Raw genomic sequence first — 23,499 nt, 5'->3', positions numbered from 1 at the left:
CTCTCAGGTGCGGAATCCGGACTCGGTCCAGCCGTGCGGATCGGGGTGTAGAAAGGCGGACGGCAGCATGCCCCGACACGAACGGAGCACACGTTGACGTCCACGGAACGCAGCATCGCCGCAGCCGAGCAGCACAGCGCACACAACTACCATCCGTTGCCGGTCGTCGTGGCGACCGCACAGGGTGCATGGATGACCGATGTCGAGGGGCGCCGCTACCTCGACATGCTCGCCGGGTACTCGGCGCTGAACTTCGGGCACGGCAACCGCCGCCTGGTGGCCGCCGCGAAGGCGCAGCTGGACCGGGTGACCCTGACCTCGCGGGCCTTCCACCACGACCGGTTCGCGGAGTTCTGCACGGAGCTGGCGGCGCTGTGCGGCATGGAGATGGTGCTGCCGATGAACACCGGCGCGGAAGCGGTCGAGACGGCCGTGAAGACCGCCCGCAAATGGGGCTACCGCGTCAAGGGCGTGCCGGACGGCCGGGCGAAGATCGTGGTCGCCGAGAACAACTTCCACGGCCGCACCACGACGATCGTCAGCTTCTCCACCGACCAGGAGGCACGGGCCGACTTCGGCCCCTACACCCCCGGCTTCGAGATCGTCCCCTACGGCGACCTGGCGGCGCTGGAGGCGGCGGTCGACGAGCACACGGTCGCCGTCCTCCTCGAACCGATCCAGGGCGAAGCGGGTGTCCTGGTCCCGCCGCCCGGCTACCTGGCGGGCGTCCGGCGCCTGACCACCGAGCGGAACGTGCTCTTCATGGCCGACGAGATCCAGTCCGGGCTGGGCCGCACGGGCCGGACGTTCGCCTGCGAGCACGAGGACGTCGTGCCCGACGTCTACATCCTGGGCAAGGCCCTGGGCGGCGGCGTCGTCCCCGTCTCGGCGGTCGTCTCCTCCCGCGAGGTGCTGGGCGTCTACCAGCCCGGCGAACACGGCTCGACCTTCGGCGGCAACCCGCTGGCGTGCGCGGTGGCCCTGGAGGTCATCGCCATCCTCAAGTCCGGCGAGTACCAGCAGAAGGCGGCAGAGCTCGGCGAACACCTCCACCGCGAACTGGCCCTGCTGGCCGGCGCGGGCCTGGTCACCGCGGTCCGCGGCAGGGGCCTGTGGGCGGGCATCGACGTCCCGCCGGCCGTGGGCACGGGCCGCGAGGTCTCGGAACGCCTGATGACCCAGGGCGTCCTGGTCAAGGACACCCACGGCGCCACGATCCGCATCGCCCCGCCCCTGGTCATCACCAAGGAGGACCTGGACTGGGGCCTGGCCCGGATCCGGGAGGTACTGGAGGGCTGAGCCGCCGGGGCGGGGTGGCACCCGCCCGTTTGACGAGCCGGGTGGCCGGCACCGTCTCGGCCTCCCGGACCCCGGGCAGGGCGCCGATGCGGGTGGCCAGGTAGTCGTACAGGGCGTCGGCGTCACGGCAGACGACGTACGCCACCATGTTGGCCGCACCGCTGACCGCCCCGGCGAAGGCGACCTCGGGGTGGCCGGCGAGCGCCGCCGCCACCCCGTTCAGCTCGCCGGGGGCGACCTTCAGCCACAGGACGGCCTCGCACGTGAAGCCGTACAGCAGCGGGTCGACGTCGACGTCGAAGTACAGCAGCCCGCTGCGGCGCAGCTCCTCCAGGCGGCGCCGCACGGTCGACTCGGACCAGCCCGTCGCGGCCGCCAGCTCCGCCGCGGCCGCCCGGCCGTCCCTGGCCAGCACCGGCAGCAGCAGCCGGTCCGCCGCGGTGAGCCGGGCGGCGCGGCCCGGACCGGCCGGGCGGGCCAGGGCCGCGGCCTGCTCCGGATCGAGCCCGGTCAAACGGCCGGGCCAGCCGGACTCACCGGCGACGATCCGCAGCAGGCACTGGGCGGTGACCGCGGTGATCCGCGAGGTGCGGGGCAGCTTCGGCAGCAGCAGGCTGCCGCGCACGGGGCCCGCGTGCGCCCGCATGACACAGGTGATCTCCGTGCCGCCGCTCGCCAGGCCCACCCACGAGGTGTCCTCCCGCTCCACCAGCGCCGCGGCCACGGCCGGCGCCGCGTCGGGGGTGCACCGGATCCGTACGAACCAGTCGGCCATCCCGATCTTGCGGGCATCCGGCAGCCCGACGACGCGCAGCACCCCCGCCGACCTCAGCCGGTGATAGCGGCGGGCGACCGTACGGTCCGAGGCGCCCACGACCTCGGCGACGCGGCTGAACGGCACCCGGCCGTCGATCTGGAGCGCGTGCAGCAACTGCCGGTCGAGTGCGTCCAGTTCGACGGCTTCCGTTTCGTCGGATTCCATCAGAACACCGTACTGCGTGCCGGAAAACGCCGAAGCAGCCCGATCCTGTGCCGTGGGCGCCCCGCATCGGCGAGTGTCGTCCTCACAACGGCACCCACCACCGAACGGAGCCCGTCCGATGCCCTGCACCCTCGACCCCGTCGCCCGTACCGCCCGGCTGACCGCAGCCCTGCGCGCCCGCGAATCCGCCCGCCCCGACCGCCTCTTCGACGACCCGCTCGCCGCCTCCCTGGCGGGCGACACCGGCCGCGCCCTGCTGGACGAGTTCGGCGACGTCCCCGCGATCGCGGTCCGCACCCGCTTCTACGACGACGCCCTCACCCGGCTCTGCACGGCGGACGACGGCCCACGGCAACTGGTGCTCGTCGCCGCGGGCATGGACTCCCGCGCCTACCGGCTCGACCTGCCGGCCGGCACCACCGTCTTCGAGCTCGACCGCCCGGAACTCCTGGCCGTCAAGGAAACCCTCCTGGCCGACGCCGGTGCCCCTCCCGCCCGCTGCCCGCGTCACCCGGTCGCGGTCGACCTCGCCGCCGACTGGACCGGCCCCCTCCGAGCCGCGGGCTTCCGCGCGGACCGGCCCACGTGCTGGCTGGCGGAAGGGCTCACCCAGTACCTCGAAGAGCCCGCTGTCCACGGCCTCTTCGACAGGATCACCGCACTCTCCGCACCGGGCAGCACGCTCCTCACCGACTTCGTCGGCCGCTCGATGCTCGACGCCCCCTGGGCGCGCCCGATGCTCGGCCTCCTCGCCGAGTGGGGCTCGCCCTGGCACTACGGCACGGACGACCCCGCCCCCCTCTTCACCGGCCGCGACTGGCAGGTGGAGGTGACGGCCTTCGAGACCGTGGCAGCCGACCTCGGCGTCCGCTGGCCGTTCACGCCCGCACTCGGTACCGCGGGCGGCTCGATCGTCGAGGCGCGTCGCCGGTCGTAGCGTCCACGTTCGTTGACGGATCCGGCGGCGTCAGAGGATCACGTGCGGTACGAACCGTGCGTACTCGTCGGTGACCAGGCCCGCCGACTCCCTGATGCCCAGCCCTGCCGCCTCGTCCTCGACCACCCAGGCGCCCAGCACCACGTGGTTGCCGTCGAAGTCCGGCAGGGGGGCCAGTTCCTGGTAGCAGCAGGGCTCGTCGCGGAGGGTGGGGGCGGTGCCCGGCGGGTGCAGGGTGACGCCCGCGCCTTCCCGGCCGAGCAGGGGCTTCGCCACATAGCCGTTCGTGCGGGCCAGCTCCCTCGGGCCGTCCAAGTAGGCGGGCAGCAGGTTCGGGTGGCCCGGGAAGAGCTCCCACAACACGGCCAGCAGCGCCTTGTTCGACAGCAGCATCTTCCACGCGGGCTCGATCCACAGCGTGGACCCCGTGCCCCCGCCGTTGTCCAGCGTGTCGAGCACCTGCGGGCCGAAGTCGTCGGTGGCCAGCCACTCCCACGGGTAGAGCTTGAAGCAGGCCCGGACGAAACGGAGCCGGTCGTCCACGAAGCGGCCGGCGAGGCGGTCCCAGCCGATGTCCTCCACGGAGATCGCCTCCGTGGCGATCCCCGCCTGCTCGGCGGTCTCGCGCAGGTAGGCCACCGTCATCAGGTCCTCGCCGAGCTCGTCGCCCACCGAGTGGGCGAAGTGCACGGGCGCGCCGGGCGGCAGCAGCGCGGCCTGCCGCTTCCAGGCCTCGACGAGCCGCTCGTGGAGGGAGTTCCACTGGTCGGCGTGCGGCACGTCCGCGAAACGTTCCTCCATCCAGAACCACTGCGCGCTCGCCGCCTCCACCAGCGAGGTCGGCGTGTCGGCGTTGTACTCCAGCATCTTCGCCGGGCCGCCGCCTGGCCGCCCGTCGTAGTGCAGGTCGAAGCGCCCGTAGAGGGAGGGGAGTTCGGCGCGCCGCCGCCAGGACTCGGCGACCAGGGCCGCCAGGCGGCGGTCCGTGATGCCGAGGTCCGCGAAGCGGTCGTGCTCCACGATGTGCTCGGCGGCCGCGAGGCACAACCCGTGCAGCTCCTCGACGACCTCTTCGAGCGCCTCGACCTCGGGGAGAGTGAAGGAGTAGTACGCGCTCTCGTCCCAGTACGGGCGCAGCGACCCGTCCGGGTGCCGGCACAGGGGGTAGATCAGGCCCTGCTCCTCGACGGTGTCCTGCCAGCCGGGGCGCGGGGTGGTGCGGTGGCGCTGCACGGCGGGCTCAGCCGCCGCTCGAACCGGAGTGGCTGCTGGAGGAGGAGCAGCCGAAGCCGCCCCGGGAGACGGCCTTGTTCTTCTCGAACGTGCCGCTCTTGGCGTAGCCACCGCCGTTGTCCGAGCCGTAGTACCAGGTGCCCGGCGCGACGCCGCCGCTCTTGTTCGAGCAGGACTTGGAGTCGAGGATCTTGTAGCCGCGGGCCGCGTCGTAGCTCCTGCCGTCGACGCAGCGCTTGTCGGGCTCGGATCCGCAGGAGGTCAGGGCGGCGGCGAGGACGCCCATGCCGCCGAGTATCACGGTGCTCGAACGCAGCCGTCGCCGGGTTTGTGGTGCTGTTGGTGCTGTTGGTGCCATGTGCGTGACGCCCCCGTCGGTGGAAAGTCCGTACACCCTAAACACGCCCGCTGTGGGCCCTACAGTCGGGACCGTGATCCTCGGCATGCTCTGCGCGCTCGGCTCGGCGGTCAGCTACGGCACCGCAACCGTCCTCCAGGCCGTCGCCACCCGGGCCACCGCCCCGGGCGGCGGTTCGGGCGTGGACCCCCGTCTGATGATGCGGGCGATGCGTCAGTGGCGTTATGTGGCGGGGCTGGGGCTCGACGGGCTGGGCTTCCTGCTGGAGCTGGTCGCCCTGCGCTCGCTGCCCATCTACGTGGTCGGCGCGGCCCTCGCCGCGAGCCTGGCGGTGACGGCGGTGGTTGCCTCCTGGGCGCTGCGGGTCCGGCTGAGCCGCGTGGAGTGGCTGGCGGTGGGCACGGTCTGCGGCGGGCTGGCCATGCTGGGCCTGGCCTCGGGTGCGGAGGGCGCCGGTACGGGCTCCATGGCGCTGCGCGTGGGGGCGCTGTGCACGGCGGTGGGCGTCTTCCTGTTCGGCGCGGTCGCGGGCCGGCTGCCGGGCCGGGCCCGCGCGGCGGCGCTGGGCCTGGGGGCGGGCATCGGCTTCGGGGTGGTGGAGGTGTCCGTCCGCCTGGTCGACGGCCTCTCGCCCGGCGCGCTGCTGGCCAACCCCGCCGCGTACGCCCTGCTGCTCGGCAGCGTCGCCGGCTTCCTGCTCCTGACGTCCGCCCTGCAACGCGGCTCGGTGACGGCCGCGACGGCGGGCATGGTCATCGGCGAGACCCTGGGCCCGGCCTGGGTGGGCGTCCAGTGGCTGGGGGACCGCACGCGGGAGGGCCTGATGCCGCTGGCGGTGGTGGGGTTCGTGCTGGCGGTGGCGGGCGCGCTGGTGCTCGCGCGCTTCGGGGAGGCGCCGGAGGATCAGACGGCGGAGTGACCGCTTCTGGCAGATCTCGCGGACCTTGCGGTCAGGGGCGGGGGCGGCGGGACGACCTTGACATCCTTGCGGGCTCGGCGCCGCTCGGTGGATATCGCGGTGCGTATTTCGCCGACGAGGATCGACGCCATGTAGACGATGGCCATGGCCCTCATCAGGAAGGGCGTGTGCGTCCTTCCCATGAGAAGGACCGCCAAGAGGATCTTCGCCGTGTTTTCCAGTATCTCGCCCGCCACATACGCATAACGGAACCTGCCGGGGCTCGCGATCTCGCCGGGCAAGCACGGTTCCAGGCTTGCGATGAACGGTTCGATCTGGTGGCGGACCATGGCACGGTTCCGTCTGCGCGGCCCGCCCGCCTCGGAGGCGGGATCGAAGGCGGTGAATTCCCCTTTCCATGTGTCGTCGAATTGCACGACGCCCCGGAGGGGATGCCGCCACTGCGAGCCGGACATGGCAGGGTGATCGGGCAACACCGGCAGCGTCAGCGCTGGTTCGCCCACACCGATCAGCCGCTTGGACCGTTCCTCGAACGCTTCGGCGGCCGCGTCACAGAAACGCCGGTAGTCGTCGGGGCTGCCGCAGACCAGCAGGAGCAGCCGGGAGGGCGGCAGCAGCCGCACGGCCTCCGTGAACTCCCACAGAGTGCCGCCGGCGCTCTTCGCGTTCTCGCCGATGCCCGCCACGAGCAGGACGAGGCGGGCGCTGCGTATGCCGTTGCTGACTTCCTGTTTCCAGCCGTCACCGGGCAGGTAGAAGCGTTTCGCTCCGGGAAAGGCGAATTCCTCGCCGGGCCGGCCGACGGCGACGACCTCGCCGCGCGGGCGGAAGAGCCCGACGATCTGCTCCTCCCAACTGTCCTCGGTGTCCGCGAAATCGCCGAACCCCAGCATCCGCGCGTAGGGGAGGCCGGCTCTGTCGCCCACGAGCGGATCGATCGCCGACAGCCTGCTGTCCTCGGCGAACGGGCGGAGGTAGAGCAGGTACGTCATGGCGTGGAAGTGCCGGAGCGAGGGCAGCACCGGCTGGTCCTGCCGCCTGGCCGTCGCGATGTGCCGCCGGGCCGTCCACAGCGCGATCAAGAAGCCCAGGACCGACAGGGGAACGAACAGCATGGACACCCAGTCGCCGTCCAAGGCGAGCCCGATGCCTGTCATCGCGAAGCTCATGGAGTTGACCGCGAGAATGACGGCAACCCAAGCGGCAAGGGTGTACTTGATGCGCCTTCGTCTCCCGGAAGCCGCACCGGACGCTGGAGCGGTCAATTCTTCCCGGACCCCCATGAATTCCGAAGCGCTGGTTCCGAAATGCCGATCCGCCTCATATGTGAATATGAGCGTCGCTACTGTAGCGCCCTCACTGCGCCCCTGCCGCCCTTTCGCTCAGTTGCCGTGCTCGCCCGCCCCCGCCCCCGTGCGCCGCATGATCAGCGCCTCCAGCCCGTCCAGGATCCGCTCCAGACCGAAGGTCAGCGCCTGGTCCTGCCCCTGGCCCTGCGGCCCGGCGGATGACGTCATCGCGGACACCACGGACGGGTAGGCATCGCCGTGTTCGCGCAGCACCTTGCCCAGGGCCGCCACGAACTGGGCCTCGGGCCCTTCTGCCCCGGCCGCCGCGCGCGACTGGAGGGCGATGCCGCGTACGTGGCTGGTCAGCAGGACCACCGCGTCCATGCGTTCGGTGCCCGTGAGGCCCGTGCCGTCCAGTGCGGCCAGGGCCTGTTCCATCCAGGCCAGCTCGTTCGGGCCCAGCAGGCGGGCGCCGACCGTCGCGTCCAGCAGCCAGGGGTGGCGGGCGAAGACCTCGGCGAGGGCGTGTGACCAGCCCGTCAGCCGGGTGCGCCAGTCGCCGGCCACCGGCTCCGGCGGGGTGGTGATGGCCGTCTCCACCATCAGCGCGACCAGTTCCGCCCGGCCCGGCACGTAGCGGTACAGCGACATCTTGGTCTTGCCGAGCTGCTCCGCCACCCGCTGCATCGACAGAGCCGCGAGGCCCTCCGTATCCGCGATGCCGACGCCCGCGCGTGCGATGCCGCCCCGGCTCAGCGCCGGCTTGGGGCCGCGCTTGGGCTGTGGATGCGGGCCCCAGAGCAGCTGCATCAGTTCGTCCGCCATGACCTCTCGACCTCTCCGCTTGCCAAGTCCAGAAACTGTGTCTACCGTACACAACAAGAAACCGCGTCCGACGGACGCAATTACAAAGAGGGTGGGTCTCATGGGTCTCAAGGGCAAGAAGGTTCTGATCTCGGGTGCGAGCATCGCCGGTCCCGCGCTGGCGTACTGGCTCGGCCGCCACGGCTTCGAGGTGACTGTCGTCGAGCTGGCCCCGAGCCTCCGCGAAGGCGGGCAGGCCGTCGACTTCCGCGGGGACACGCACCTGACCGTGCTGGAGCGCATGGGCGTCCTCGACGACCTCCGCCGGCTGCGGACCGGCGGCAGCCCCATGGTCTTCGTCGACGAGCAGGGGAAGACCGGGCTGCGCCTGCCCGCCGACTTCGCCGGCGGCGACATCGAGGTGCTGCGCGGCGACCTCGCCCGCGTCCTGTACGAGCACAGCCTGCCGTACGCCGACTACGTCTTCGGCGACTCCATCAGCGAACTCCGGCAGGACGCCGACGGCGTCCACGTCCGCTTCCGCAGCGGCGGGGCCCGCACCTTCGACCTCGTCATCGGCGCCGACGGGCTGCACTCCAACGTCCGCCGGCTCGCCTTCGGGCCCGAGGAGCAGTACGTCAGCCACCTCGGCTACTACGCCGCCACCTGGAGCCTGCCCAACTACCCCGGACTCGGCTTCGGCGAAGGCTCCGTCGGCGTCAACGTGCCCGGCCGCTACGCGAGCGTCGGCACCGACAACCGCAACCCGGAGACGGCCCGCGCCTTCTGCGTCTTCGCCGCCGACCGGCTGACGTACGACCGCCACGACCAGGAGCAGCAGAAGGCGATCATCGCCGAGGCCTTCGCCGGCGTCGGCTGGGACGTACCGCGGCTCCTCGCGACCCTGAACGACGCGGACGAGCTGTACTTCGACTCCATCAGCCGGGCCGACGTCCCGAACTGGTCCAACGGCCGCGTCGCCCTGGTCGGCGACGCGGCCTGCGGGGCCACCATCGGCGGCATGGGCACCGGCACCGGCATCGTCGCCGCATACGTGCTCGCCGGCGAACTGGCAGCGGCCGACGGCGACCACGCCACCGCCTTCGCCCGCTACGAGCACGTCCTGCGCGAGTACGCCCAGGGCTGCCAGAAGGGCGGCGACCGCACGGGCAAATTCCTCGCCCCCGGCAAGCTCGGCATCCGCATCCGCAACTGGATGCTCAGCCGCCCCCGCATCCTCAACTGGATGCTGGAGGAGGGCAAGAAGGCCACGAGCCTCGACCTGCCCGACTACCGGCTGCCGCGGCCCGCTCAGCCGTCGAAGTCGGTCCCCCTGCTCACCGCCTCCCAGCTGTGAGCCTCCTCGCGGGCGGCGTCGTACGCCGTCGTGATCGCGTCGAGCGCATCATTGCCCAGTGCGAGCCTCAGCGGGGTCCTCTCCGCGTCCAGCGCGGCCAGGATCGCGGCCGCCGCCTTGGCCGGGTCACCGGGCTGCTTGCCGTCACTATCCGGGAGCCCGGTGCGAACGGCGCCGACCGTGTCCGCGTACGCATCGAGGGCACCGGTCTGCTGCAGCGCCCCACCACCGGCGAACCCGGTCCGGAAGGCTCCGGGCTCCACGATCAGCGCCTTGATACCGAACCCGGCGACCTCCTGGGCGAGCGCCTCGGTCAGCCCCTCCAAGGCGAACTTGGTTGCCGAATAGGCCCCGACGCCCGGGAGCGACATCCGCCCGCCCATGCTGCTCATCTGCACGATGGCCCCGGACTTGCGGTCGCGCATGTGCGGCAGCACGGCCCGCGTGAGCGCGGCCGGTCCGAAGAAGTGCAGCTCCATCAGGTCGCGCAGCTCGGCATCGGTCGTCTCCTCGACGGCGCCGACGAGACCACGGCCCGCGTTGTTCACCAGCACGTCGATCCGGCCGAACCGCTCGACGACCTCGTCCACGACGGCTCTGATACGCGCCGCATCGGTGACGTCCAGGGCGACCGGCACCAGACGGTCGGGGTGCGCGGTGACCAGGTCGCCGAGCACCTCGGGCCGACGAGCGGCGGCCACCACCGTGTCTCCGGCGCCGAGGGCGGCTTCCGCGATGGACCGCCCGAAGCCGGACGTCGCACCGGTAATGAGCCAGACGCGGTTGTTCTCGATCGTCATCGCAACTCCATTGCTGGGGGCTGTCACGCGGTGGTCCGCCGCGCGTAAACCTCGATCTCGATCTTCATGTCGGGGTCGGCGAGGCCGCACACGAGCATCGTGGCCGCCGGACGGACCTCGCCGAAGCAGCGACGCAGGACCGGCCAGCAAGGCTCGAAGTCGGCCCGGTCAGGCAGCAGATACCGTACGCGCACGACATCGGCGAAGGTGCACTCCGCCTCGGCCAGCGCGGCCTCGATGTTGCGCAGGCACTGCTCGGCCTGCTCCACCACGTCGTCGGAGATCGTCATGGTCGCGTAGTCGTAACCGGTCGTCCCGGACACATGCACCCAGTCGCCGTCGACCACAGCACGGGCATAGCCGATCTGCTCCTCGAACGTCGATCCGCTGAGAATGGCACGTCGCTCTGTCATGCGCCGAACGTAAGTGGCCGGAACAGGTACGTCTAACTCCACTTCCGCCCCGGGAGCCTGGGCGCTTACCCGCAGTCGCCCAGGACCACCCTCGACGCGGCCGACGAGTACGTGGCGTACAGCGTGATCAACTCCATCGGAATCGTCAGCACATTGAGCCACACGCCGATGCAGGCGACCAGCCCCGGCTTCGTCTCCCGCAGCCGGACGCCGTACCGCCGGCGGATTCGCTTGGCGAGCAGTACGTATACAACCACTGCCGTGACGCCGAGGGCCGCGCCTGCCCACGCGGCGGCGTATTCCGTCTTCGGAAAGGGCATGTGCCGGCATGCTTCCTGCTGCCGGTGGGCCCAGTCGAGTTCGACGTCCTGTACGTACCAGGGGCTGACCGCGCCGGCAACGGTCACGAGCGGTACCAGCAGCGCCACGACCACTGCGCCGGGCGTGAGGGGGCGCTTCTGCGTGGTGTCGTCGGACGTGGCGGAAGAGGGTGGGGTAGCCATCAGTACCAATTCGGACTCGGTCGGACGATGCGGATGCGCTGCTCACCGTGGTTGTTGGTGGCGACGTGCTCCCTGGCGGCCAGGCTCACGTTCTGGAACGAGCTGGTGTGCTGGGTCAGTTTGATGTCGCCGTCAGGGGTGACCGAGGTGACCACGGCAGCGTGATGGGACTCGCCCTGGGCCGTCTCATGGTCGGGAGCCACCTGCTCGTAGAAGACGATGTCACCGGGGCGCGCTTCCGACCTCGGGACCTCCTTGCTGCCGTTGTGCAGCAGGAAGTTTTGCAGGCCTTCGGCCCGTGCCCATGACTTGGAGTGGTACGCGTGCTTGTCGGCCCAATCCCACCCGATGCCCAGGCCGGACTCCCGGCCCCAGGTGTTGTCGCCGAGCAGGCCCAGCCAGGGGTCGATTTTCTTCTGCATGCCGCCGGCTTCGAGGCTCGACGACACGAAGTTGGTGCAGTTGCCGACCGGCCCGTAGTCCAGTTCATCCTTCTTGTTCCAGTGGTCCAGCGCGTAACGCACCATCTCGACCCGGTCGATCTTCCCGTCGAGCCCCCGGAGCTCCTTCCCGACGTCCGGAGGGAGCCCCTTGAGGTCGGCGATGGTCACGGGATCGGCCCGCATCAGGGCCTTCTGCTGCTCGGACGTCAGCCCGTCCCACCACGCGCGGACGAGGTGGGGGTCCTTCCCGACCGGGATGTCCCCTCTGAGGATGTCGATTTCGATGTGGGCGGTCTCGGTCTCGATGTCGTTGTGTGCCTGGCTGGGACTGGCGACGTTGATCGTCTTCGCCAGCTTGGCCAGCTCGGCGGAGGCCTTCGCATCCGCCTGGGAGGCCTGCCGCAATGATTCCTCGATCAGACCGTCGACCTCGGATATGTGTGCCGACTCCTTGGCGTAGGCGTCGCGTACGTTCTGCGGGACGTTGGGGCCCGTGGGGGCGGCGCCGGAGTACGCGCCGATGGCGCGGCCGTCCTGGATGCGCAGGCCGTATTCTCTCGCCAGCTCGGCTGCGTGGAACAGGGTGCGCTGGGACCACTCCATGGAGTAGGCCAGTGCGTCGAGCACCATGGCCACGCCCTTGATGATGTCGCCCCCGGCCTCCAGACGGTTGGCGATGTCCTCCAGACGCTTGCCGGCCTTTTTGCCGGTGGCGTCCGCCCAGTGTTCGTCGAGCGGCATCTTGCCCTGCGCGCGTACGTCGTCGGCGGCGGCGAGGGAGCGCCGGGAGAGGGCGATCCAGTCGTCGGCCGCCTTCTTCCACTGGTCGACATGGCAGCCGTACAGGTCGTGATAGGAGACCACGGTCAGTTCCTGCCGAAGTCGGAGAGGCCGTGCTGGAGCCTGCTCATGGCTTCCTTGGCCTGATGGTCCGTGGTGTCGTAGGCGTTCGCCGAGCCGTGAAGGTTCTCGGCCATGGTGTTCATCTGCTTCGCCAGGTCGACCATGTGGTTCTCCCAGGCGGTCGCGCACTGCTTCAATGCCGCTGCCGAGGCCCAGCCGTGGTGACCGTCGGCGGCCGTGTCGCTTGAATCGAGGGATCGGCGGAGGTTCTCCAGCGCTGCCTCGGCAGCCGACTGGGTCCCCCCGGCGCCTTGCCGCACGTATTCCGTCTTGATGTTTATGTCCATCAAATCCCCCCTGAGTTGCCCGAACAGCCTAGTCGGACATCAATGGTGAGGGGTCAGCGGCGAGCGGCGGGCGGCCTACCCCCAGCAAGTGCGGCGACATGACCGAAGGCACCCACGGCGACGACGCTGCGTGTCGTGACCAGCGGCGAGCGTGGGCTGGTCATCGGCGGTCTAGCTGCCGAACCCCGCTATCCCGTAGCCCTCCTTCGACCTTGCCTGGCGCATCCAGCCCACGCACGACTCGATCGCCTCCAGCACCTCAAAATCGAGCCGCTGCCGCTGCTCATCCGTGCTCGCCTCCCACTGGGCGAGGCCCTGGGCGCACTGCTCCGGGGTCCATTCGCCGTAGCCGGGCAGTTCCGCCCGCGGCAGCGGGCGCGGCAGCGAGTACATGAACGGGCTCACCGACACTGCCGTCATGCCGAGGCTCGTCAGGCCCTCGTCCACGTGCATCAGCCAGGCGCTGCGGAACGGGCTGAAGCTGTTGCCGTCGAGCCGGTCACCATACGCCTCGCAGATGCGCTTGTACGCGTACCCGTACTGGAACGCGTGCTCCTTGTCGAACGGACCGCCCTCTACGACCGCCCGCAGGGCCTCGTGGCCGGTGGGGGCGCCCTTCGCGATCTCGTAGGCGAAGTACTCGTCGTCCCGCGTGATGTGCTGCCCGTACGTCTTACCGATCATGTCCAGCAGCTGCTTGCTTCCGCACCCGATGGCACCGCGCGCGAGGGTCAGGTCGACGGCGTAGAGGCTCAGTCCGTAACTCATGCCCTTCACGGTAGGGGCAGCCACTGACAAGACGAGCGTGGTGCGCCTAGGCCATTCTCAAGGCCGCCCGCACCGCCGCCATTCCCCGTTCCGTGGCCGCGACCGCGCCCGACGTGTCGTGGACTGCCGCCGCCGACTCCCGGCGGCACTCACGACAGGCCGTTTCGTCCGCCACGGGGCGGATGATGCGCCCGCAGCCGCCCTCGCAGGCGCGCAGTGGCTGAGGGCGAGGCCGCGGCTCCGGGGCCGGGTCCGGGTCCGGAAGTTTGCGCAGGAGGCGGTTGCGCAGCAACCCCCGCGCGGAGCGCACGGGTTGGGGCAGATCCGCGGTCAGCGCCTCGCGGAGGTCCATCAGCGTCGCACCGCGCTGCAGCCACTCGGCCGCCAGGGGCGCCAGGGCGCTGACGTCCCGGCTGCTCAGCCGCAGCCGCCGTTCGCCCCGCGTCACCGCCGTCAGCGCCTGTGCGGCGCGGTCAGCCAGTGGATGGTGGGGAGGGTGGGAAGTGTTCTCCCCAGTCTTTTCTTGGGAGCGGCCGACCGCCGGAGGGGTCGGGGCACCGATGGCCGGGGCGTCGACGGTCGGCGGCGTGGGCGCCGGGGGTACGGGCACAGGCGCCCGGCCCGCTTCGCCGGCGCCGTCGCGTACGGCTCGGGCCTCTTCGGCCGTCAGGGGGACGTTTGAGATGAGCTGGGTCGTGGCCCAGCGGCCGCCGTTGGTCTGGCGACGCCACTCGTGTACGTAACCCTCGGCCCTCAGCTCGTTCTTGGCGCGGCCGAAGGCGGTCTTCTTGATCCCGGCTCGGCCGGCGGCCTCGGAGAGCGACAGGTCGACGCCGGGCGGAAGCGCGAGCTGGAAGAGAAGGAGGCCCTTCGCGGCGAGGGAGAGGCGAGGGTGGCGGATGATCTCGTTCGGGATCTGGGTGAACGAGCGCGCGGGGGCGATAACATGCTTCAACATCTTGCTGAGGTTCCTTGATCCTTGACCTCGCGGGTGTAGACCCCCTTCGCCGGTTGCAGCCGACGTCGGGGGTCGCCTCGTTTACGCACGAAGCAACCCGATGTCGCGCACGCTACTGCATGCACAGGACTTGTGGAGGGCGCTTCACACCTCCAACACCCGTGCGATTACCGGGCTTTAGCGGCAAGCACACCCGTGCGGGTGAGTGATCCCCCGAACCGCCCCGGAGGGCACCCCGCCTCGCGCACCATGCCGCACGTGACGAACTGCCAGGTGTGCCGCAATCCGATGTGGTGGGACATGACACCGCCCTACGCGCCGATCTGGTACTGCGCAGTCTGCAACCACCCGCCCGAGCGCCGGATCAACTCCGCCGCGACCCCGCCCCCATGCCCCGCGGGCTGCTCGAAGCCGGTCACGGACATCCTGCGGGACGGGACGCGTCGGTACATCTGCCACTAGCGGCCACCGGCGCTCACGTGCCCGGAATGAGCTGCGCGGCCGTGAGGCTGTTGTAGACCTCTTCGAGGTGGGACGTCTCGGTCCGGGCCGGGTTGGCGCCCTTGGAGACGGGGACGATGACACCGTCCAGCGGATTGTCGTCGCGCGGCTTGTCCAGGGTCAGCACCTCCCCGAAGCCCGGGGCCGCATCGTCACGTGCGGTGAGCGGGGGCACGCCCCAGCGCTGTTCGACCGTCTTGAGTATCGACGTGTGGTCCAGCGGCACGCTGCCGTCGGGGACGCGGAAGACGGTTCCGGGCGCGATGAGCGGGGAGACGAGCACGGTGGGCACCCGCACCCCGAACCGGGTGTAGTCGAAGCCGAAATCCACCACCTTGTCGTCGGGCGGCGTCGCACCGGCGGGCGGAGCCACGTGGTCGTAGCAGCCGCCGTGTTCGTCGTAGGTGATGACCAGCAGGGTCTTGTCCCAGTCCGGCCCGGTGCGCAGCGCGTTGTAGACATCGCAAATGAGCTGCTCGCCCAACGCCACGTCGTGGTTGGGGTGCTGGCTGTTGCTGGTGGTGGACCAGCCCGGTTCCAGGAAGGTGTAGGCAGGCAGGGAGCCGTTGGTGGCGGCGTTCTTGAAGTCGATGAACTGGCCGAAGTGGTCCGTGGAGGCCTGCTGGGTGTCGGGGAAGTTGCCGCTGGTCAACGGCGCCTGGTGGTACCCGTAGATCATCCAGGGGACGTTGCCGTCGCTCAGCCGGCCGAAGATGCTGGGCGTGTCGAACGTGTGCGCCGTCTTGTCGAGCAGGTGGCCAAGGCTGGTCCCGGCGCAGACGAAGGCCCGGTTCGGCATGGTCTGGGTCGGCACCGAGCAGTACCAGTGATCGCACACCGCATAGCCCCGGGCCAGCCCGGACAGCACCGGCAGTCCTTCCGGAGTGAAGCAGCCCATGATGTCGCTCGGGACGACGCCCGGGGAATTGCCTCTCCTGGTCGGAATGATCTGCGTGTAATCCGCGACGAATCCATCGTTGGTCGGGGCCGGGGCGGGTATGGATACATCAGTCGTGCCGAACAGCTGGATATTGACCTGCCGGTATTCCTCACCGGGGATGGAGCCGGGCATGAAGTACGCGCCGGTTTCGGCCGGGTCGATCCGGAAGACGGAGACCTTGCTGCCATTCCCGTCCGGATTGGATTCGTCGCCGGTCAGGCCTTCGAAGGGCTGGCCGGACGGGGAGCGATTGCCCTGGTCGGTGTAGAGGAATCCCAGCATGGTGTCAAGGGAGCGGTTTTCGAGCATCAGAACCACGAGGTGGTCTATCCGGTCCATGGGTGTGGCGGCCGATGGCATTTGGCACCTCCCGCAAGTTGTGCGACTGGGGGAGCGGGGCCCTGGCGCATGGCCGGGCCCCTTCTCCCACCGTAGGCCGGAGCCCCCTACCTTGCTCGGCGGCGTCATGCACCCCACATTTCCGCCCCCGCCTGTGCGCCATGCTGGCGAATCGCGCCCGCGGACCGGGAGATCCGCACCGCCCCGTGGGACGGAGAGCGATATGGGAAATCACGCCTGCTTCTGCACCATCGTCCCGCCCCACATGGTCGACGCCCTGGCCCAGGCCGACGACCCCGAACTCCGCGAGATGGGCCTGCAAACCCAAGAACTCTCCCACCAGCAACGGCAGCAACGGGTCCAGACGGTCCCCGCCGCGCCCACCGTAGCCGCGATGGAGGCCGCGACCGACCGGCCCGACCGCACCGTCTTCGACGCCCGCCAGGGCTCGGACCTGCCCGGCAACCGCATCAGAGGCGAGCAGGACCCGCCGTCCGCCGACCCGGCGGACAACCAGGCGTACGACAGCCTGGGGGCTACTTTCACGTTCTACTACGAGGTCTTCCAGCGCCGCTCCATCGACAACGCCGGACTGCCGCTCAATGCCACCGTCCACTACGGCCAGAACTTCAACAACGCCTTCTGGAACGGCGAGCAGATGGTTTTCGGCGACGGGGACAGGCGCACCCTGCAGAACTTCACCGGATGCCTGGACGTCATCGCGCATGAACTCACCCATGGCGTCACCCAGTATTCCGGGGGCCTGGACTACGAGGGCCAGGCCGGTGCGCTCAACGAGTCGATCTCCGACGTCTTCGGCTCCCTGGCCAAGCAGTACGCCCTGCGCCAGACCGCCGACCAGGCCGACTGGCTCATCGGAGCAGGCGTTCTCGGACCCGGCATCAAGGGCGTGGCACTGCGCTCCATGAAGGAGCCCGGCACCGCCTACAACGACCCGCTCTTCGGCAAGGACCCCCAGCCCGCCGTAATGGCCCACTACGTGAACACCGAGCGTGACCACGGCGGCGTGCACATCAACTCGGGAATTCCCAACTACGCGTTCTACCTCGTGGCCGACGCGCTGGGCGGATTCGCCTGGGAAAAGGCCGGACGGATCTGGTACCAGACCCTCACCTCGGGCAGCCTGCCTTCCAGCGCCGATTTCGCGACGTTCGCCCATGCCACCACGGAATGCGCCCACTCCCTGTTCGGAGCGGGAGCCGAGGAGGACGCGGTACGCAAGGCTTGGGCGCAGGTCGGTGTCAACAACAACGGCTGACCCCGGACGCCCGCACGGCCCGCTCGGAGAATTCCCATGCGCATCCGCCTGACCCGGAGCGGCGGCTTCGCGGGCCTCACGCGGCACGCCGAACTGGACACCGCCGACCATCCGGACGGGGCCGAACTGGAGCGCCTGGCGACGGAGGCGATCGCCGCCGGGCACCCCAAGCCGCCTTCCGGTGTGCCCGACGGCTACCAGTACGAGCTCACCGTGGACGACCACACCGCGCACTGCGCGGACCCGCACCTCACCGGCGCCCAACGCCAACTGATGGAGCGCCTGCTCCAGGAAGGGGCCTGATCACACCGATTGACGGTTTCAGAGCCCGTGCCGCTCCAGGAACGACAGGATCAGCTTGTTCCACTCGGCCGAGCGCTCGACCATCACCGCGTGCCCCGAATCGATCTCCGCGTACTCGGCACCGCGGATGCCCGCCGCAAGGATGCGGGAGTGGCGCGGGGAGACCAGAGCGTCGCGGGTGGTGGATATGACGAGCGTGGGGACCGTGATGCCGGGAAGGTCCTGCGTCGTGTCCGCCCCCGCCGCGCGGATCACCTCCGCCTGGTCCCCGGCGCCCGCCGGGACGCCGCGGGCCACGATGGAGAGGAAGCCGCGGACCTGGCCTTCCGGAATGCTGTTGAAGTAGTCCTCGGAGAAGCCGTTGAGGACGACGAAGCGGGCGAACATCTCCAGGTCGCCGTCGTCCAGCAGCTTCCGCCAGAGGTCGAGCGAGGCGCGGAGCCGGTTGTCCGGCCGGGCCAGACCCGCGGTGAGGACGAGGCCGCGTACGCGCTCGGGGTGCCGGGCCGCCGCGCGTACGGCCACCATCGTGCCCATCGAGTAGCCGAGGACGGTGAAGGTCTCCGCCCCGGCCGCCGTGGCCGACTCCACCAGGGCGTCGGCCAGGCCGTCCAAGGTCAGGGGCTCGGTCGCACGGGGGGTCTTCCCGGAGCCGGGGTAATCTGGAGCGACCACGGTGTGGTGTTCGGCAAGGGCGGCGATGGTCAGCCCGTAATTGCCGGCGATGCTGCCGCCCGCGCCATGCGCGAGCAGGACGGCGGGGCCGGAGCCGGTGACAGTGGTGGCGAGGTTCGCGGATATCCGTGTCATGGCCAAAGATTGTCAGCCGCCACCCGTGCGAGGGCCCGAGGGCCATGACTCGGAGGGGATTCACCACAGTGTCCGTAGAGCGCGACGCCGCCATATCCGACCGGACCCGCCTCGACCTGCAAGGCGACTGCGGCAACTGCTTCGGGCTGTGCTGCGTGGCCCTGCCCTTCGCCGCCTCGTCGGACTTCGCGGCCGACAAGGCCGCGGGGAAGCCCTGCACCAACCTCCAGCAGGACTTCCGGTGCGGCATCCACACCCGGCTGCGCGAGCGCGGATACTCCGGCTGCACCGTCTACGACTGCTTCGGCGCGGGCCAGAAGGTGTCCCAGGTCACCTTCGGCGGCCGCGACTGGCGGAGCGCGCCGGACACCGCCCGGCAGATGTTCGACGTCTTCCCGGTCGTCCGGCAGCTGCACGAGCTGCTGTGGTATCTGGCCGAGGCGCTGGCGCTGCCCGCCGCGGGCCCGCTGCACGCCGAGCTCCGCCGCGTCCTCGACGAGACCGAGCGCCTGGCCGGGCAGTCCCCCGACGCCCTCCAGGACGTGGACGTGGCCGCCCATCGGCAGGTCGTCAACGTCCTGCTGCTGCGCACGAGCGAGCTCGTACGGGCGGAAGTGAAGGACCGGTCTTCGGAGAAGCCGGCCCGCCCCGCCAAGGGCGGCCGCGGCAAGCGCGGCCCCAAGATCCGCCCCGGCGCCGACCTCACCCGCGCCGACCTCTTCGGCGCGAGCCTCAAGGGCGCCGGACTCCAGGGCGCCACCCTGCGCGGCGCCTGCCTGATCGCCGCCGACCTCACCGGCGCCGACCTGCGCACCACCGACCTGATCGGCGTCGACTGCCGCGACGCCGACCTCGCGGGCGCCGACCTCACCGGCAGCTTCTTCCTCACCCAGCCGCAGCTCAACGCGGCCAAGGGCGACGCGGCCACCAAGCTGCCGCCGTCCCTGACCCGCCCCTCCCACTGGGCGGCCTGAGGAACGCCCGTACCGGCGTCCACCAGTACGGGCACCGGCTGCGGTGACCTCTTTCGGCGACGAGCGTTAGGCCGCCCGACGTACGTACAAGGTCTGCTTTTCCGACCGTAGACGCGACGTCGACATAGCCCGTAGCTCCACTCCCTCAAAGGAGTCGCAATGACGCTTGTCGTCCGACGCGCGGCCGCCGCCGTCGCCGGTGCCGTCTGTCTCACCCTCGGCAGCCTGACCGCCGCCTACGCGGCGCCGTCAGTGGCACACGACCACGCACACGACCACCAGCAGCACCACAAGCACGCCACCGTGCTCACGCTGGACCTCGCCAAACAGTCCCTGCTGGGTACCCACCAGGTGCTGCGCGCCTACCTGACGGACGCCAACGGGGAGCCGGTCCGCGGGGCGCGGATCCACATGTTCACACCGGGGCACCAGAACCTCTGCTCGCAGTCGACCGACGCCAACGGCGAGGCGGTGTGTGACGCGCCGCTCGCCGCCCCGACCGAGGTCGCCAACGAGGTGGTCAACGGCTTCGACGCGCGCTTCGACGGTTCGGACGAGCTGCTGCCGTCACAGGCCCACGCGCCCTCGACGCTGGTGGTCGGCGACATCTGATCCACAACGCGAAAGCCCCGCTTCCCGGAAGGGAAGCGGGGCCGTCGTGCGTATCCGTGAGGCGATCAGAAGCGGCGCGTGATCAGCGCCCGCTTCACCTCCTGGATCGCCTTGGTGACCTCGATGCCACGCGGGCAGGCGTCCGTGCAGTTGAACGTCGTGCGGCAGCGCCACACGCCGTCCTTGTCGTTGAGGATCTCCAGGCGCTGCTCGCCCGCCTCGTCACGCGAGTCGAAGATGAAGCGGTGCGCGTTGACGATCGCCGCCGGGCCGAAGTACTGCCCGTCGTTCCAGAACACCGGGCAGGACGACGTGCACGCGGCGCACAGGATGCACTTGGTGGTGTCGTCGAAGCGCTCGCGGTCCTCGGCGGACTGCCGGCGCTCGCGCGTCGGCTCGTTGCCCTTGGTGATCAGGAAGGGCATGACGTCGCGGTAGGCCTGGAAGAACGGCTCCATGTCGACCACGAGGTCCTTGAGGACCGTGAGGCCCTTGATGGGCTCGACCGTGATCGGCTTGCCGGGGTTCAGGTCCTTGATCAGCGTCTTGCACGCCAGCCGGTTGCGGCCGTTGATGCGCATCGCGTCGGAGCCGCAGATGCCGTGCGCGCAGGAGCGCCGGAAGGTCAGCGAACCGTCCAGGTCCCACTTGATCTTGTGCAGGGCGTCGAGCACGCGCTCCTTCGGGTCGATCTCGACCTCGAAGTCCTGCCAGGTCGCCTCGCCCGAGACCTCCGGGTTGAACCGGCGGAGGCGGAAGGTCACCTTGATGTAGGGAGAGGCCTGGGAGTTGGCCTCGACCTTGTCGAGAGTCGCGGTGCTCATCAGTACTTACGCTCCATCGGCTGGTAGCGGGTCTGCACGACCGGCTTGTAGTCGAGTCGGATGCTGTCCTTGCCGGAAGCGTCCGTCTCGCGGTACGCCATGGTGTGCCGCATGAAGTTGACGTCGTCGCGGTTGGGGTAGTCCTCGCGGTAGTGACCGCCGCGGGACTCCTTGCGCGCCAGCGCGGACACGGCCATCACCTCGGCCAGGTCGAGCAGGTTGCCCAGCTCGATGGCCTCCAGCAGGTCGGTGTTGAAGCGCTTGCCCTTGTCCTGGACGGACACGTTCTTGTAGCGCTCGCGCAGCTCGGCGATCTTCTCGACGGCCGTCTTGATGGTCTGCTCGGTGCGGAAGACCATCACGTTGGCGTCCATGGTCTCCTGCAGCTCCTTGCGGAGCACGGCGACCCGCTCGGTGCCGGTGGAGTTGCGCAGCGCCTCGACCTGGTCGACGACGAACTGCGCCGGGTTCTCCGGCAGCTCGACGTAGTCGGCCTTGTCCGCGTACTCGGCGGCGGCGATGCCCGCGCGCTTGCCGAAGACGTTGATGTCGAGCAGCGAGTTGGTGCCCAGGCGGTTGGCGCCGTGCACCGAGACGCAGGCGACCTCGCCGGCGGCGTACAGGCCGGGGACGACGGTGTCGTTGTCGGACAGCACCTCGCCCGCGACGTTGGTCGGGATGCCGCCCATGGCGTAGTGCGCGGTGGGCTGGATCGGGATCGGGTCCGTGTAGGGCTCGATGCCCAGGTACGTCCGCGCGAACTCGGTGATGTCGGGCAGCTTGGCGTCGAGCTGCTCCGGCGGCAGGTGGGTGAGGTCCAGGTAGACGTGGTCGCCCTCGGGACCGCAGCCGCGGCCCTCGCGGATCTCCGTGTAGATGGAGCGCGAGACGACGTCACGCGAGGCGAGGTCCTTCATGACGGGCGCGTACTTCTCCATGAAGCGCTCGCCGTCCTTGTTGCGGAGGATGCCGCCCTCACCGCGGGCGCCCTCCGTCAGCAGGATGCCCATGCGCCAGATGCCCGTCGGGTGGAACTGGAAGAACTCCATGTCCTCCAGGGGCAGGCCGCGGCGGTAGCAGGCGGCCTGGCCGTCACCGGTCAGGGTGTGGGCGTTGGACGTCACCTTGAAGAACTTGCCGGTGCCGCCGGAGGCGTAGATGACCGACTTCGCCTGGAAGACGTGGATCTCGCCGGTGGCCAGCTCGTACGCCACCACACCGGCCGACTTCTTGACGCCGTCGACCTCGGTGATCAGCTGGTCGAGGACGTAGAACTCGTTGAAGAACTCCACGCCCTCCTTGACGCAGTTCTGGTACAGCGTCTGGAGGATCATGTGGCCGGTGCGGTCCGCGGCGTAGCAGGACCGGCGGACCGGGGCCTCGCCGTGGTTGCGGCTGTGACCGCCGAAGCGGCGCTGGTCGATGGTGCCGTCCGGGGTGCGGTTGAACGGCAGGCCCATCTTCTCCAGGTCGAGGACCGCGTCGATGGCCTCCTTCGCCAGGATCTCCGCGGCGTCCTGGTCGACCAGGTAGTCACCGCCCTTGACCGTGTCGAAGGTGTGCCACTCCCAGTTGTCCTCCTCGACGTTCGCGAGGGCGGCGGCCATGCCGCCCTGGGCGGCGCCGGTGTGGGAGCGGGTCGGGTACAGCTTCGTCAGGACCGCGGTGCGGCTGCGCTTGGTGGACTCGATGGCCGCACGCATGCCCGCGCCGCCGGCGCCGACGATGACGGTGTCGTACTTGTGAATCTTCATCAGTGGATTACCTCAGCCCCGGGCCTAGCGGATGTTCGGGTCGAAGGTGAAGATCACCAGCGTGCCCAGCAGGACGGTGAACACCGTGGCGGTGTAGAGCAGCATCTTCAGCCAGAAGCGGGTGTTGTGCCGCTCCGCGTAGTCGTTGATGACCGTGCGCAGGCCGTTGGCGCCGTGCAGCATCGCGAGCCACAGCATGATGAGGTCCCAGGCCTGCCAGAACGGCGAGGCCCAGCGACCCGCCACGAAGGCGAAGCCGATCTTGCTGACGCCGCCGTCGAGGACGAGCTGGATCAGCAGGTGGCCGAGGACCAGGACGACCAGCACGATGCCGGACAGCCGCATGAACAGCCAGCCGTACATCTCGAAGTTGGTGCGGGTCGCCTTCGGGGTCTTCTTGGTGCGCTTGCGCGGCGCCTCGATGACCGGGGCCGGGTTGTCGACGTCGTAGAGCGAGACGTCGTTCACGGCTGCGGGGGTGGTTTCAGAGGACATCTCGCGACTCAGCTCCCGAACAGCGTGCGCAGCGAGTGCTGGAGCACGGGGTAGAAGGCGCCTGCCATCAGCACGACCCAGATACCGACAACCGACCAGAGCATCTGCTTCTGGTAGCGCGGGCCCTTGGACCAGAAGTCCACCGCGATGACGCGGAGGCCGTTGAGCGCGTGGAAGAGGATGGCGGCGACGAGGCCGTACTCCATCAGGTTGACGACGGGTGTCTTGTACGTCGCGACGACCTTGTCGTACGCCTCGGGGGAGACGCGGACGAGAGCGGTGTCGAGGACGTGAACGAACAGGAAGAAGAAAATGAGGACGCCGGTGACTCGGTGAGCCACCCAGGACCACATGCCTTCCCGGCCGCGGTACAGCGTTCCAGCCGGCACGGAAAACCCTCCGGGAGCGGGATTGG

The 23,499-nt window shown here is 69.9% G+C and carries 27 protein-coding genes; 9 read left to right on the top strand and 18 right to left on the bottom strand.

Translation table 11 applies throughout. The features are described 5' to 3' along the window. The first annotated feature begins 93 nt into the window (after nt 1–93). Nucleotides 94–1,299 carry an ornithine--oxo-acid transaminase gene (gene rocD / locus FHS39_RS03760; RefSeq protein WP_184346272.1) on the top strand — a complete coding sequence of 402 codons (1,206 nt, stop codon included), beginning with the start codon at nt 94–96 and terminating at the stop codon, nt 1,297–1,299. Here the strand turns inward: rocD and FHS39_RS03755 are convergent. Then, nucleotides 1,241–2,281 carry an Lrp/AsnC family transcriptional regulator gene (locus FHS39_RS03755; protein ID WP_184346271.1) on the bottom strand — a complete coding sequence of 347 codons (1,041 nt, stop codon included), beginning with the start codon at nt 2,279–2,281 and terminating at the stop codon, nt 1,241–1,243. The genes rocD and FHS39_RS03755 overlap by 59 nt on opposite strands. A 118-nt stretch (nt 2,282–2,399) precedes the next feature. Between FHS39_RS03755 and FHS39_RS03750 the strand changes: the two genes are divergently transcribed. Next, a complete protein-coding gene (locus FHS39_RS03750) occupies nt 2,400–3,218 on the top strand; it encodes an SAM-dependent methyltransferase (RefSeq protein ID WP_184346270.1) in 819 nt (272 codons plus the stop codon). Between the two features lie 30 nt (nt 3,219–3,248). Here FHS39_RS03750 and FHS39_RS03745 read toward each other — a convergent pair whose 3' ends face one another. Together FHS39_RS03745 and FHS39_RS03740 are read right to left on the bottom strand one after the other, a co-directional pair. Beyond that, the gene (locus tag FHS39_RS03745) at nt 3,249–4,451 is read right to left on the bottom strand and encodes a glutathionylspermidine synthase family protein (RefSeq protein ID WP_184346269.1); all 1,203 of its coding nucleotides are present in this window, start codon (nt 4,449–4,451) and stop codon (nt 3,249–3,251) included. A 7-nt stretch (nt 4,452–4,458) separates the two neighbouring features. Continuing rightward, nucleotides 4,459–4,737, bottom strand: a complete 279-nt coding sequence (locus FHS39_RS03740; RefSeq protein WP_343069341.1) for a hypothetical protein — start codon at nt 4,735–4,737, stop codon at nt 4,459–4,461. Nucleotides 4,738–4,894: 157 nt separating this feature from the next. Between FHS39_RS03740 and FHS39_RS03735 the strand changes: the two genes are divergently transcribed. After that, on the top strand, nt 4,895–5,728 hold the full coding sequence (locus FHS39_RS03735) for a hypothetical protein (RefSeq protein ID WP_184346745.1): 834 nt from the start codon (nt 4,895–4,897) through the stop codon (nt 5,726–5,728). On the opposite strand, the gene FHS39_RS03730 is transcribed toward FHS39_RS03735, so the two are convergent. Both FHS39_RS03730 and FHS39_RS03725 read right to left on the bottom strand, forming a co-directional pair. Next, the gene (locus FHS39_RS03730) at nt 5,713–7,011 is read right to left on the bottom strand and encodes a hypothetical protein (protein ID WP_184346267.1); all 1,299 of its coding nucleotides are present in this window, start codon (nt 7,009–7,011) and stop codon (nt 5,713–5,715) included. The genes FHS39_RS03735 and FHS39_RS03730 overlap by 16 nt on opposite strands. 99 nt (nt 7,012–7,110) lie before the next feature. After that, nucleotides 7,111–7,842 (bottom strand): TetR/AcrR family transcriptional regulator, encoded by a 732-nt coding sequence (locus FHS39_RS03725; protein ID WP_184346266.1) that lies wholly within the window; start codon nt 7,840–7,842, stop codon nt 7,111–7,113. 100 nt (nt 7,843–7,942) lie between these two features. Between FHS39_RS03725 and FHS39_RS03720 the strand changes: the two genes are divergently transcribed. Beyond that, the gene (locus FHS39_RS03720; RefSeq protein ID WP_184346265.1) at nt 7,943–9,178 is read left to right on the top strand and encodes an FAD-dependent monooxygenase; all 1,236 of its coding nucleotides are present in this window, start codon (nt 7,943–7,945) and stop codon (nt 9,176–9,178) included. Here the strand turns inward: FHS39_RS03720 and FHS39_RS03715 are convergent. The 7 genes from FHS39_RS03715 to FHS39_RS03685 form a co-directional block, all read right to left on the bottom strand. After that, complete coding sequence (locus tag FHS39_RS03715) at nt 9,133–9,978, bottom strand: oxidoreductase (protein ID WP_184346264.1); 846 nt, start codon at nt 9,976–9,978, stop codon at nt 9,133–9,135. The two genes, FHS39_RS03720 and FHS39_RS03715, sit on opposite strands and share 46 nt — an antisense overlap. A 23-nt stretch (nt 9,979–10,001) precedes the next feature. Further along, nucleotides 10,002–10,391, bottom strand: coding sequence for a RidA family protein (locus tag FHS39_RS03710; RefSeq protein ID WP_184346263.1), 390 nt, complete (start codon nt 10,389–10,391; stop codon nt 10,002–10,004). A 65-nt stretch (nt 10,392–10,456) separates the two neighbouring features. Next, nucleotides 10,457–10,894 carry a hypothetical protein gene (locus FHS39_RS03705; protein WP_184346262.1) on the bottom strand — a complete coding sequence of 146 codons (438 nt, stop codon included), beginning with the start codon at nt 10,892–10,894 and terminating at the stop codon, nt 10,457–10,459. Further along, on the bottom strand, nt 10,894–12,201 hold the full coding sequence (locus FHS39_RS25790; RefSeq protein ID WP_184346261.1) for an amidase domain-containing protein: 1,308 nt from the start codon (nt 12,199–12,201) through the stop codon (nt 10,894–10,896). The genes FHS39_RS03705 and FHS39_RS25790 overlap by 1 nt, the downstream gene beginning before the upstream one ends. A gap of 2 nt (nt 12,202–12,203) precedes the next feature. Beyond that, complete coding sequence (locus FHS39_RS03695; RefSeq protein WP_184346260.1) at nt 12,204–12,527, bottom strand: type VII secretion target; 324 nt, start codon at nt 12,525–12,527, stop codon at nt 12,204–12,206. Between the two features lie 171 nt (nt 12,528–12,698). Continuing rightward, nucleotides 12,699–13,295 (bottom strand): DUF7691 family protein, encoded by a 597-nt coding sequence (locus FHS39_RS03690; protein ID WP_184346259.1) that lies wholly within the window; start codon nt 13,293–13,295, stop codon nt 12,699–12,701. 46 nt (nt 13,296–13,341) lie between these two features. Next, nucleotides 13,342–14,253 (bottom strand): hypothetical protein, encoded by a 912-nt coding sequence (locus tag FHS39_RS03685; RefSeq protein WP_184346258.1) that lies wholly within the window; start codon nt 14,251–14,253, stop codon nt 13,342–13,344. 258 nt (nt 14,254–14,511) lie between these two features. Between FHS39_RS03685 and FHS39_RS03680 the strand changes: the two genes are divergently transcribed. After that, entirely contained in the window at nt 14,512–14,715 is a 204-nt protein-coding gene (locus FHS39_RS03680) for a hypothetical protein (RefSeq protein ID WP_184346257.1), read from the top strand. A 13-nt stretch (nt 14,716–14,728) separates the two neighbouring features. Here the strand turns inward: FHS39_RS03680 and FHS39_RS03675 are convergent, their stop codons facing one another. Beyond that, nucleotides 14,729–16,054, bottom strand: a complete 1,326-nt coding sequence (locus FHS39_RS03675; RefSeq protein WP_184346256.1) for an alkaline phosphatase family protein — start codon at nt 16,052–16,054, stop codon at nt 14,729–14,731. A gap of 202 nt (nt 16,055–16,256) precedes the next feature. On the opposite strand from FHS39_RS03675, the gene FHS39_RS03670 reads away from it, so the two are divergent. Further along, nucleotides 16,257–17,312: a M4 family metallopeptidase gene (locus FHS39_RS03670; protein ID WP_184346255.1), complete on the top strand. Its 1,056-nt coding sequence runs from the start codon at nt 16,257–16,259 to the stop codon at nt 17,310–17,312. 36 nt (nt 17,313–17,348) lie between these two features. Next, entirely contained in the window at nt 17,349–17,615 is a 267-nt protein-coding gene (locus FHS39_RS03665; RefSeq protein WP_184346254.1) for a protealysin inhibitor emfourin, read from the top strand. An 18-nt stretch (nt 17,616–17,633) separates the two neighbouring features. Here the strand turns inward: FHS39_RS03665 and FHS39_RS03660 are convergent, their stop codons facing one another. After that, nucleotides 17,634–18,425, bottom strand: a complete 792-nt coding sequence (locus tag FHS39_RS03660; protein ID WP_184346253.1) for an alpha/beta fold hydrolase — start codon at nt 18,423–18,425, stop codon at nt 17,634–17,636. 68 nt (nt 18,426–18,493) lie between these two features. Between FHS39_RS03660 and FHS39_RS03655 the strand changes: the two genes are divergently transcribed. Both FHS39_RS03655 and FHS39_RS03650 read left to right on the top strand, forming a co-directional pair. Continuing rightward, the gene (locus FHS39_RS03655; RefSeq protein WP_343069339.1) at nt 18,494–19,399 is read left to right on the top strand and encodes a pentapeptide repeat-containing protein; all 906 of its coding nucleotides are present in this window, start codon (nt 18,494–18,496) and stop codon (nt 19,397–19,399) included. Between the two features lie 159 nt (nt 19,400–19,558). Beyond that, nucleotides 19,559–20,011 carry a hypothetical protein gene (locus FHS39_RS03650; protein WP_184346251.1) on the top strand — a complete coding sequence of 151 codons (453 nt, stop codon included), beginning with the start codon at nt 19,559–19,561 and terminating at the stop codon, nt 20,009–20,011. Nucleotides 20,012–20,076: 65 nt separating this feature from the next. On the opposite strand, the gene FHS39_RS03645 is transcribed toward FHS39_RS03650, so the two are convergent. Genes FHS39_RS03645 through sdhC form a run of 4 tightly spaced genes read right to left on the bottom strand, consistent with a single transcriptional unit; the run spans nt 20,077 to nt 23,473 of the window. Beyond that, entirely contained in the window at nt 20,077–20,835 is a 759-nt protein-coding gene (locus tag FHS39_RS03645; protein WP_184346250.1) for a succinate dehydrogenase iron-sulfur subunit, read from the bottom strand. After that, on the bottom strand, nt 20,835–22,589 hold the full coding sequence (sdhA, locus tag FHS39_RS03640; protein WP_045933214.1) for a succinate dehydrogenase flavoprotein subunit: 1,755 nt from the start codon (nt 22,587–22,589) through the stop codon (nt 20,835–20,837). Before sdhA ends, FHS39_RS03645 begins: the two co-directional genes overlap by 1 nt. Nucleotides 22,590–22,613: 24 nt before the next feature. Next, nucleotides 22,614–23,084 (bottom strand): succinate dehydrogenase hydrophobic membrane anchor subunit, encoded by a 471-nt coding sequence (locus tag FHS39_RS03635; protein ID WP_184346249.1) that lies wholly within the window; start codon nt 23,082–23,084, stop codon nt 22,614–22,616. An 8-nt stretch (nt 23,085–23,092) separates the two neighbouring features. After that, nucleotides 23,093–23,473 carry a succinate dehydrogenase, cytochrome b556 subunit gene (gene sdhC, locus FHS39_RS03630; protein ID WP_078847788.1) on the bottom strand — a complete coding sequence of 127 codons (381 nt, stop codon included), beginning with the start codon at nt 23,471–23,473 and terminating at the stop codon, nt 23,093–23,095. Between the last annotated feature and the right edge of the window lie 26 nt (nt 23,474–23,499).

The sequence above is a fragment of the Streptomyces olivoverticillatus genome, assembly GCF_014203555.1.
In the GTDB taxonomy this organism is placed as follows: Bacteria; Actinomycetota; Actinomycetes; order Streptomycetales; family Streptomycetaceae; genus Streptomyces; species Streptomyces olivoverticillatus.
Note: the sequence above shows the minus strand (reverse complement) of the source record. Positions and strands in the feature narration are given on the sequence as shown.

What these genes read in the sequence shown, in the direction of transcription:
- FHS39_RS03755 (WP_184346271.1), bottom strand. Translation starts at nt 2,281, where the DNA reads ATGGAATCCGACGAAACGGAAGCCGTCGAACTGGACGCACTCGACCGG.
- FHS39_RS03750 (WP_184346270.1), top strand. Translation starts at nt 2,400, where the DNA reads ATGCCCTGCACCCTCGACCCCGTCGCCCGTACCGCCCGGCTGACCGCA.
- FHS39_RS03740 (WP_343069341.1), bottom strand. Translation starts at nt 4,737, where the DNA reads ATGGGCGTCCTCGCCGCCGCCCTGACCTCCTGCGGATCCGAGCCCGAC.
- FHS39_RS03735 (WP_184346745.1), top strand. Translation starts at nt 4,895, where the DNA reads ATGCTCTGCGCGCTCGGCTCGGCGGTCAGCTACGGCACCGCAACCGTC.
- FHS39_RS03730 (WP_184346267.1), bottom strand. Translation starts at nt 7,011, where the DNA reads ATGGGGGTCCGGGAAGAATTGACCGCTCCAGCGTCCGGTGCGGCTTCC.
- FHS39_RS03725 (WP_184346266.1), bottom strand. Translation starts at nt 7,842, where the DNA reads ATGGCGGACGAACTGATGCAGCTGCTCTGGGGCCCGCATCCACAGCCC.
- FHS39_RS03720 (WP_184346265.1), top strand. Translation starts at nt 7,943, where the DNA reads ATGGGTCTCAAGGGCAAGAAGGTTCTGATCTCGGGTGCGAGCATCGCC.
- FHS39_RS03715 (WP_184346264.1), bottom strand. Translation starts at nt 9,978, where the DNA reads ATGACGATCGAGAACAACCGCGTCTGGCTCATTACCGGTGCGACGTCC.
- FHS39_RS03710 (WP_184346263.1), bottom strand. Translation starts at nt 10,391, where the DNA reads ATGACAGAGCGACGTGCCATTCTCAGCGGATCGACGTTCGAGGAGCAG.
- FHS39_RS03705 (WP_184346262.1), bottom strand. Translation starts at nt 10,894, where the DNA reads ATGGCTACCCCACCCTCTTCCGCCACGTCCGACGACACCACGCAGAAG.
- FHS39_RS03695 (WP_184346260.1), bottom strand. Translation starts at nt 12,527, where the DNA reads ATGGACATAAACATCAAGACGGAATACGTGCGGCAAGGCGCCGGGGGG.
- FHS39_RS03690 (WP_184346259.1), bottom strand. Translation starts at nt 13,295, where the DNA reads ATGAGTTACGGACTGAGCCTCTACGCCGTCGACCTGACCCTCGCGCGC.
- FHS39_RS03685 (WP_184346258.1), bottom strand. Translation starts at nt 14,253, where the DNA reads ATGTTGAAGCATGTTATCGCCCCCGCGCGCTCGTTCACCCAGATCCCG.
- FHS39_RS03675 (WP_184346256.1), bottom strand. Translation starts at nt 16,054, where the DNA reads ATGCCATCGGCCGCCACACCCATGGACCGGATAGACCACCTCGTGGTT.
- FHS39_RS03670 (WP_184346255.1), top strand. Translation starts at nt 16,257, where the DNA reads ATGGGAAATCACGCCTGCTTCTGCACCATCGTCCCGCCCCACATGGTC.
- FHS39_RS03665 (WP_184346254.1), top strand. Translation starts at nt 17,349, where the DNA reads ATGCGCATCCGCCTGACCCGGAGCGGCGGCTTCGCGGGCCTCACGCGG.
- FHS39_RS03660 (WP_184346253.1), bottom strand. Translation starts at nt 18,425, where the DNA reads ATGACACGGATATCCGCGAACCTCGCCACCACTGTCACCGGCTCCGGC.
- FHS39_RS03650 (WP_184346251.1), top strand. Translation starts at nt 19,559, where the DNA reads ATGACGCTTGTCGTCCGACGCGCGGCCGCCGCCGTCGCCGGTGCCGTC.
- FHS39_RS03645 (WP_184346250.1), bottom strand. Translation starts at nt 20,835, where the DNA reads ATGAGCACCGCGACTCTCGACAAGGTCGAGGCCAACTCCCAGGCCTCT.
- sdhA (WP_045933214.1), bottom strand. Translation starts at nt 22,589, where the DNA reads ATGAAGATTCACAAGTACGACACCGTCATCGTCGGCGCCGGCGGCGCG.
- FHS39_RS03635 (WP_184346249.1), bottom strand. Translation starts at nt 23,084, where the DNA reads ATGTCCTCTGAAACCACCCCCGCAGCCGTGAACGACGTCTCGCTCTAC.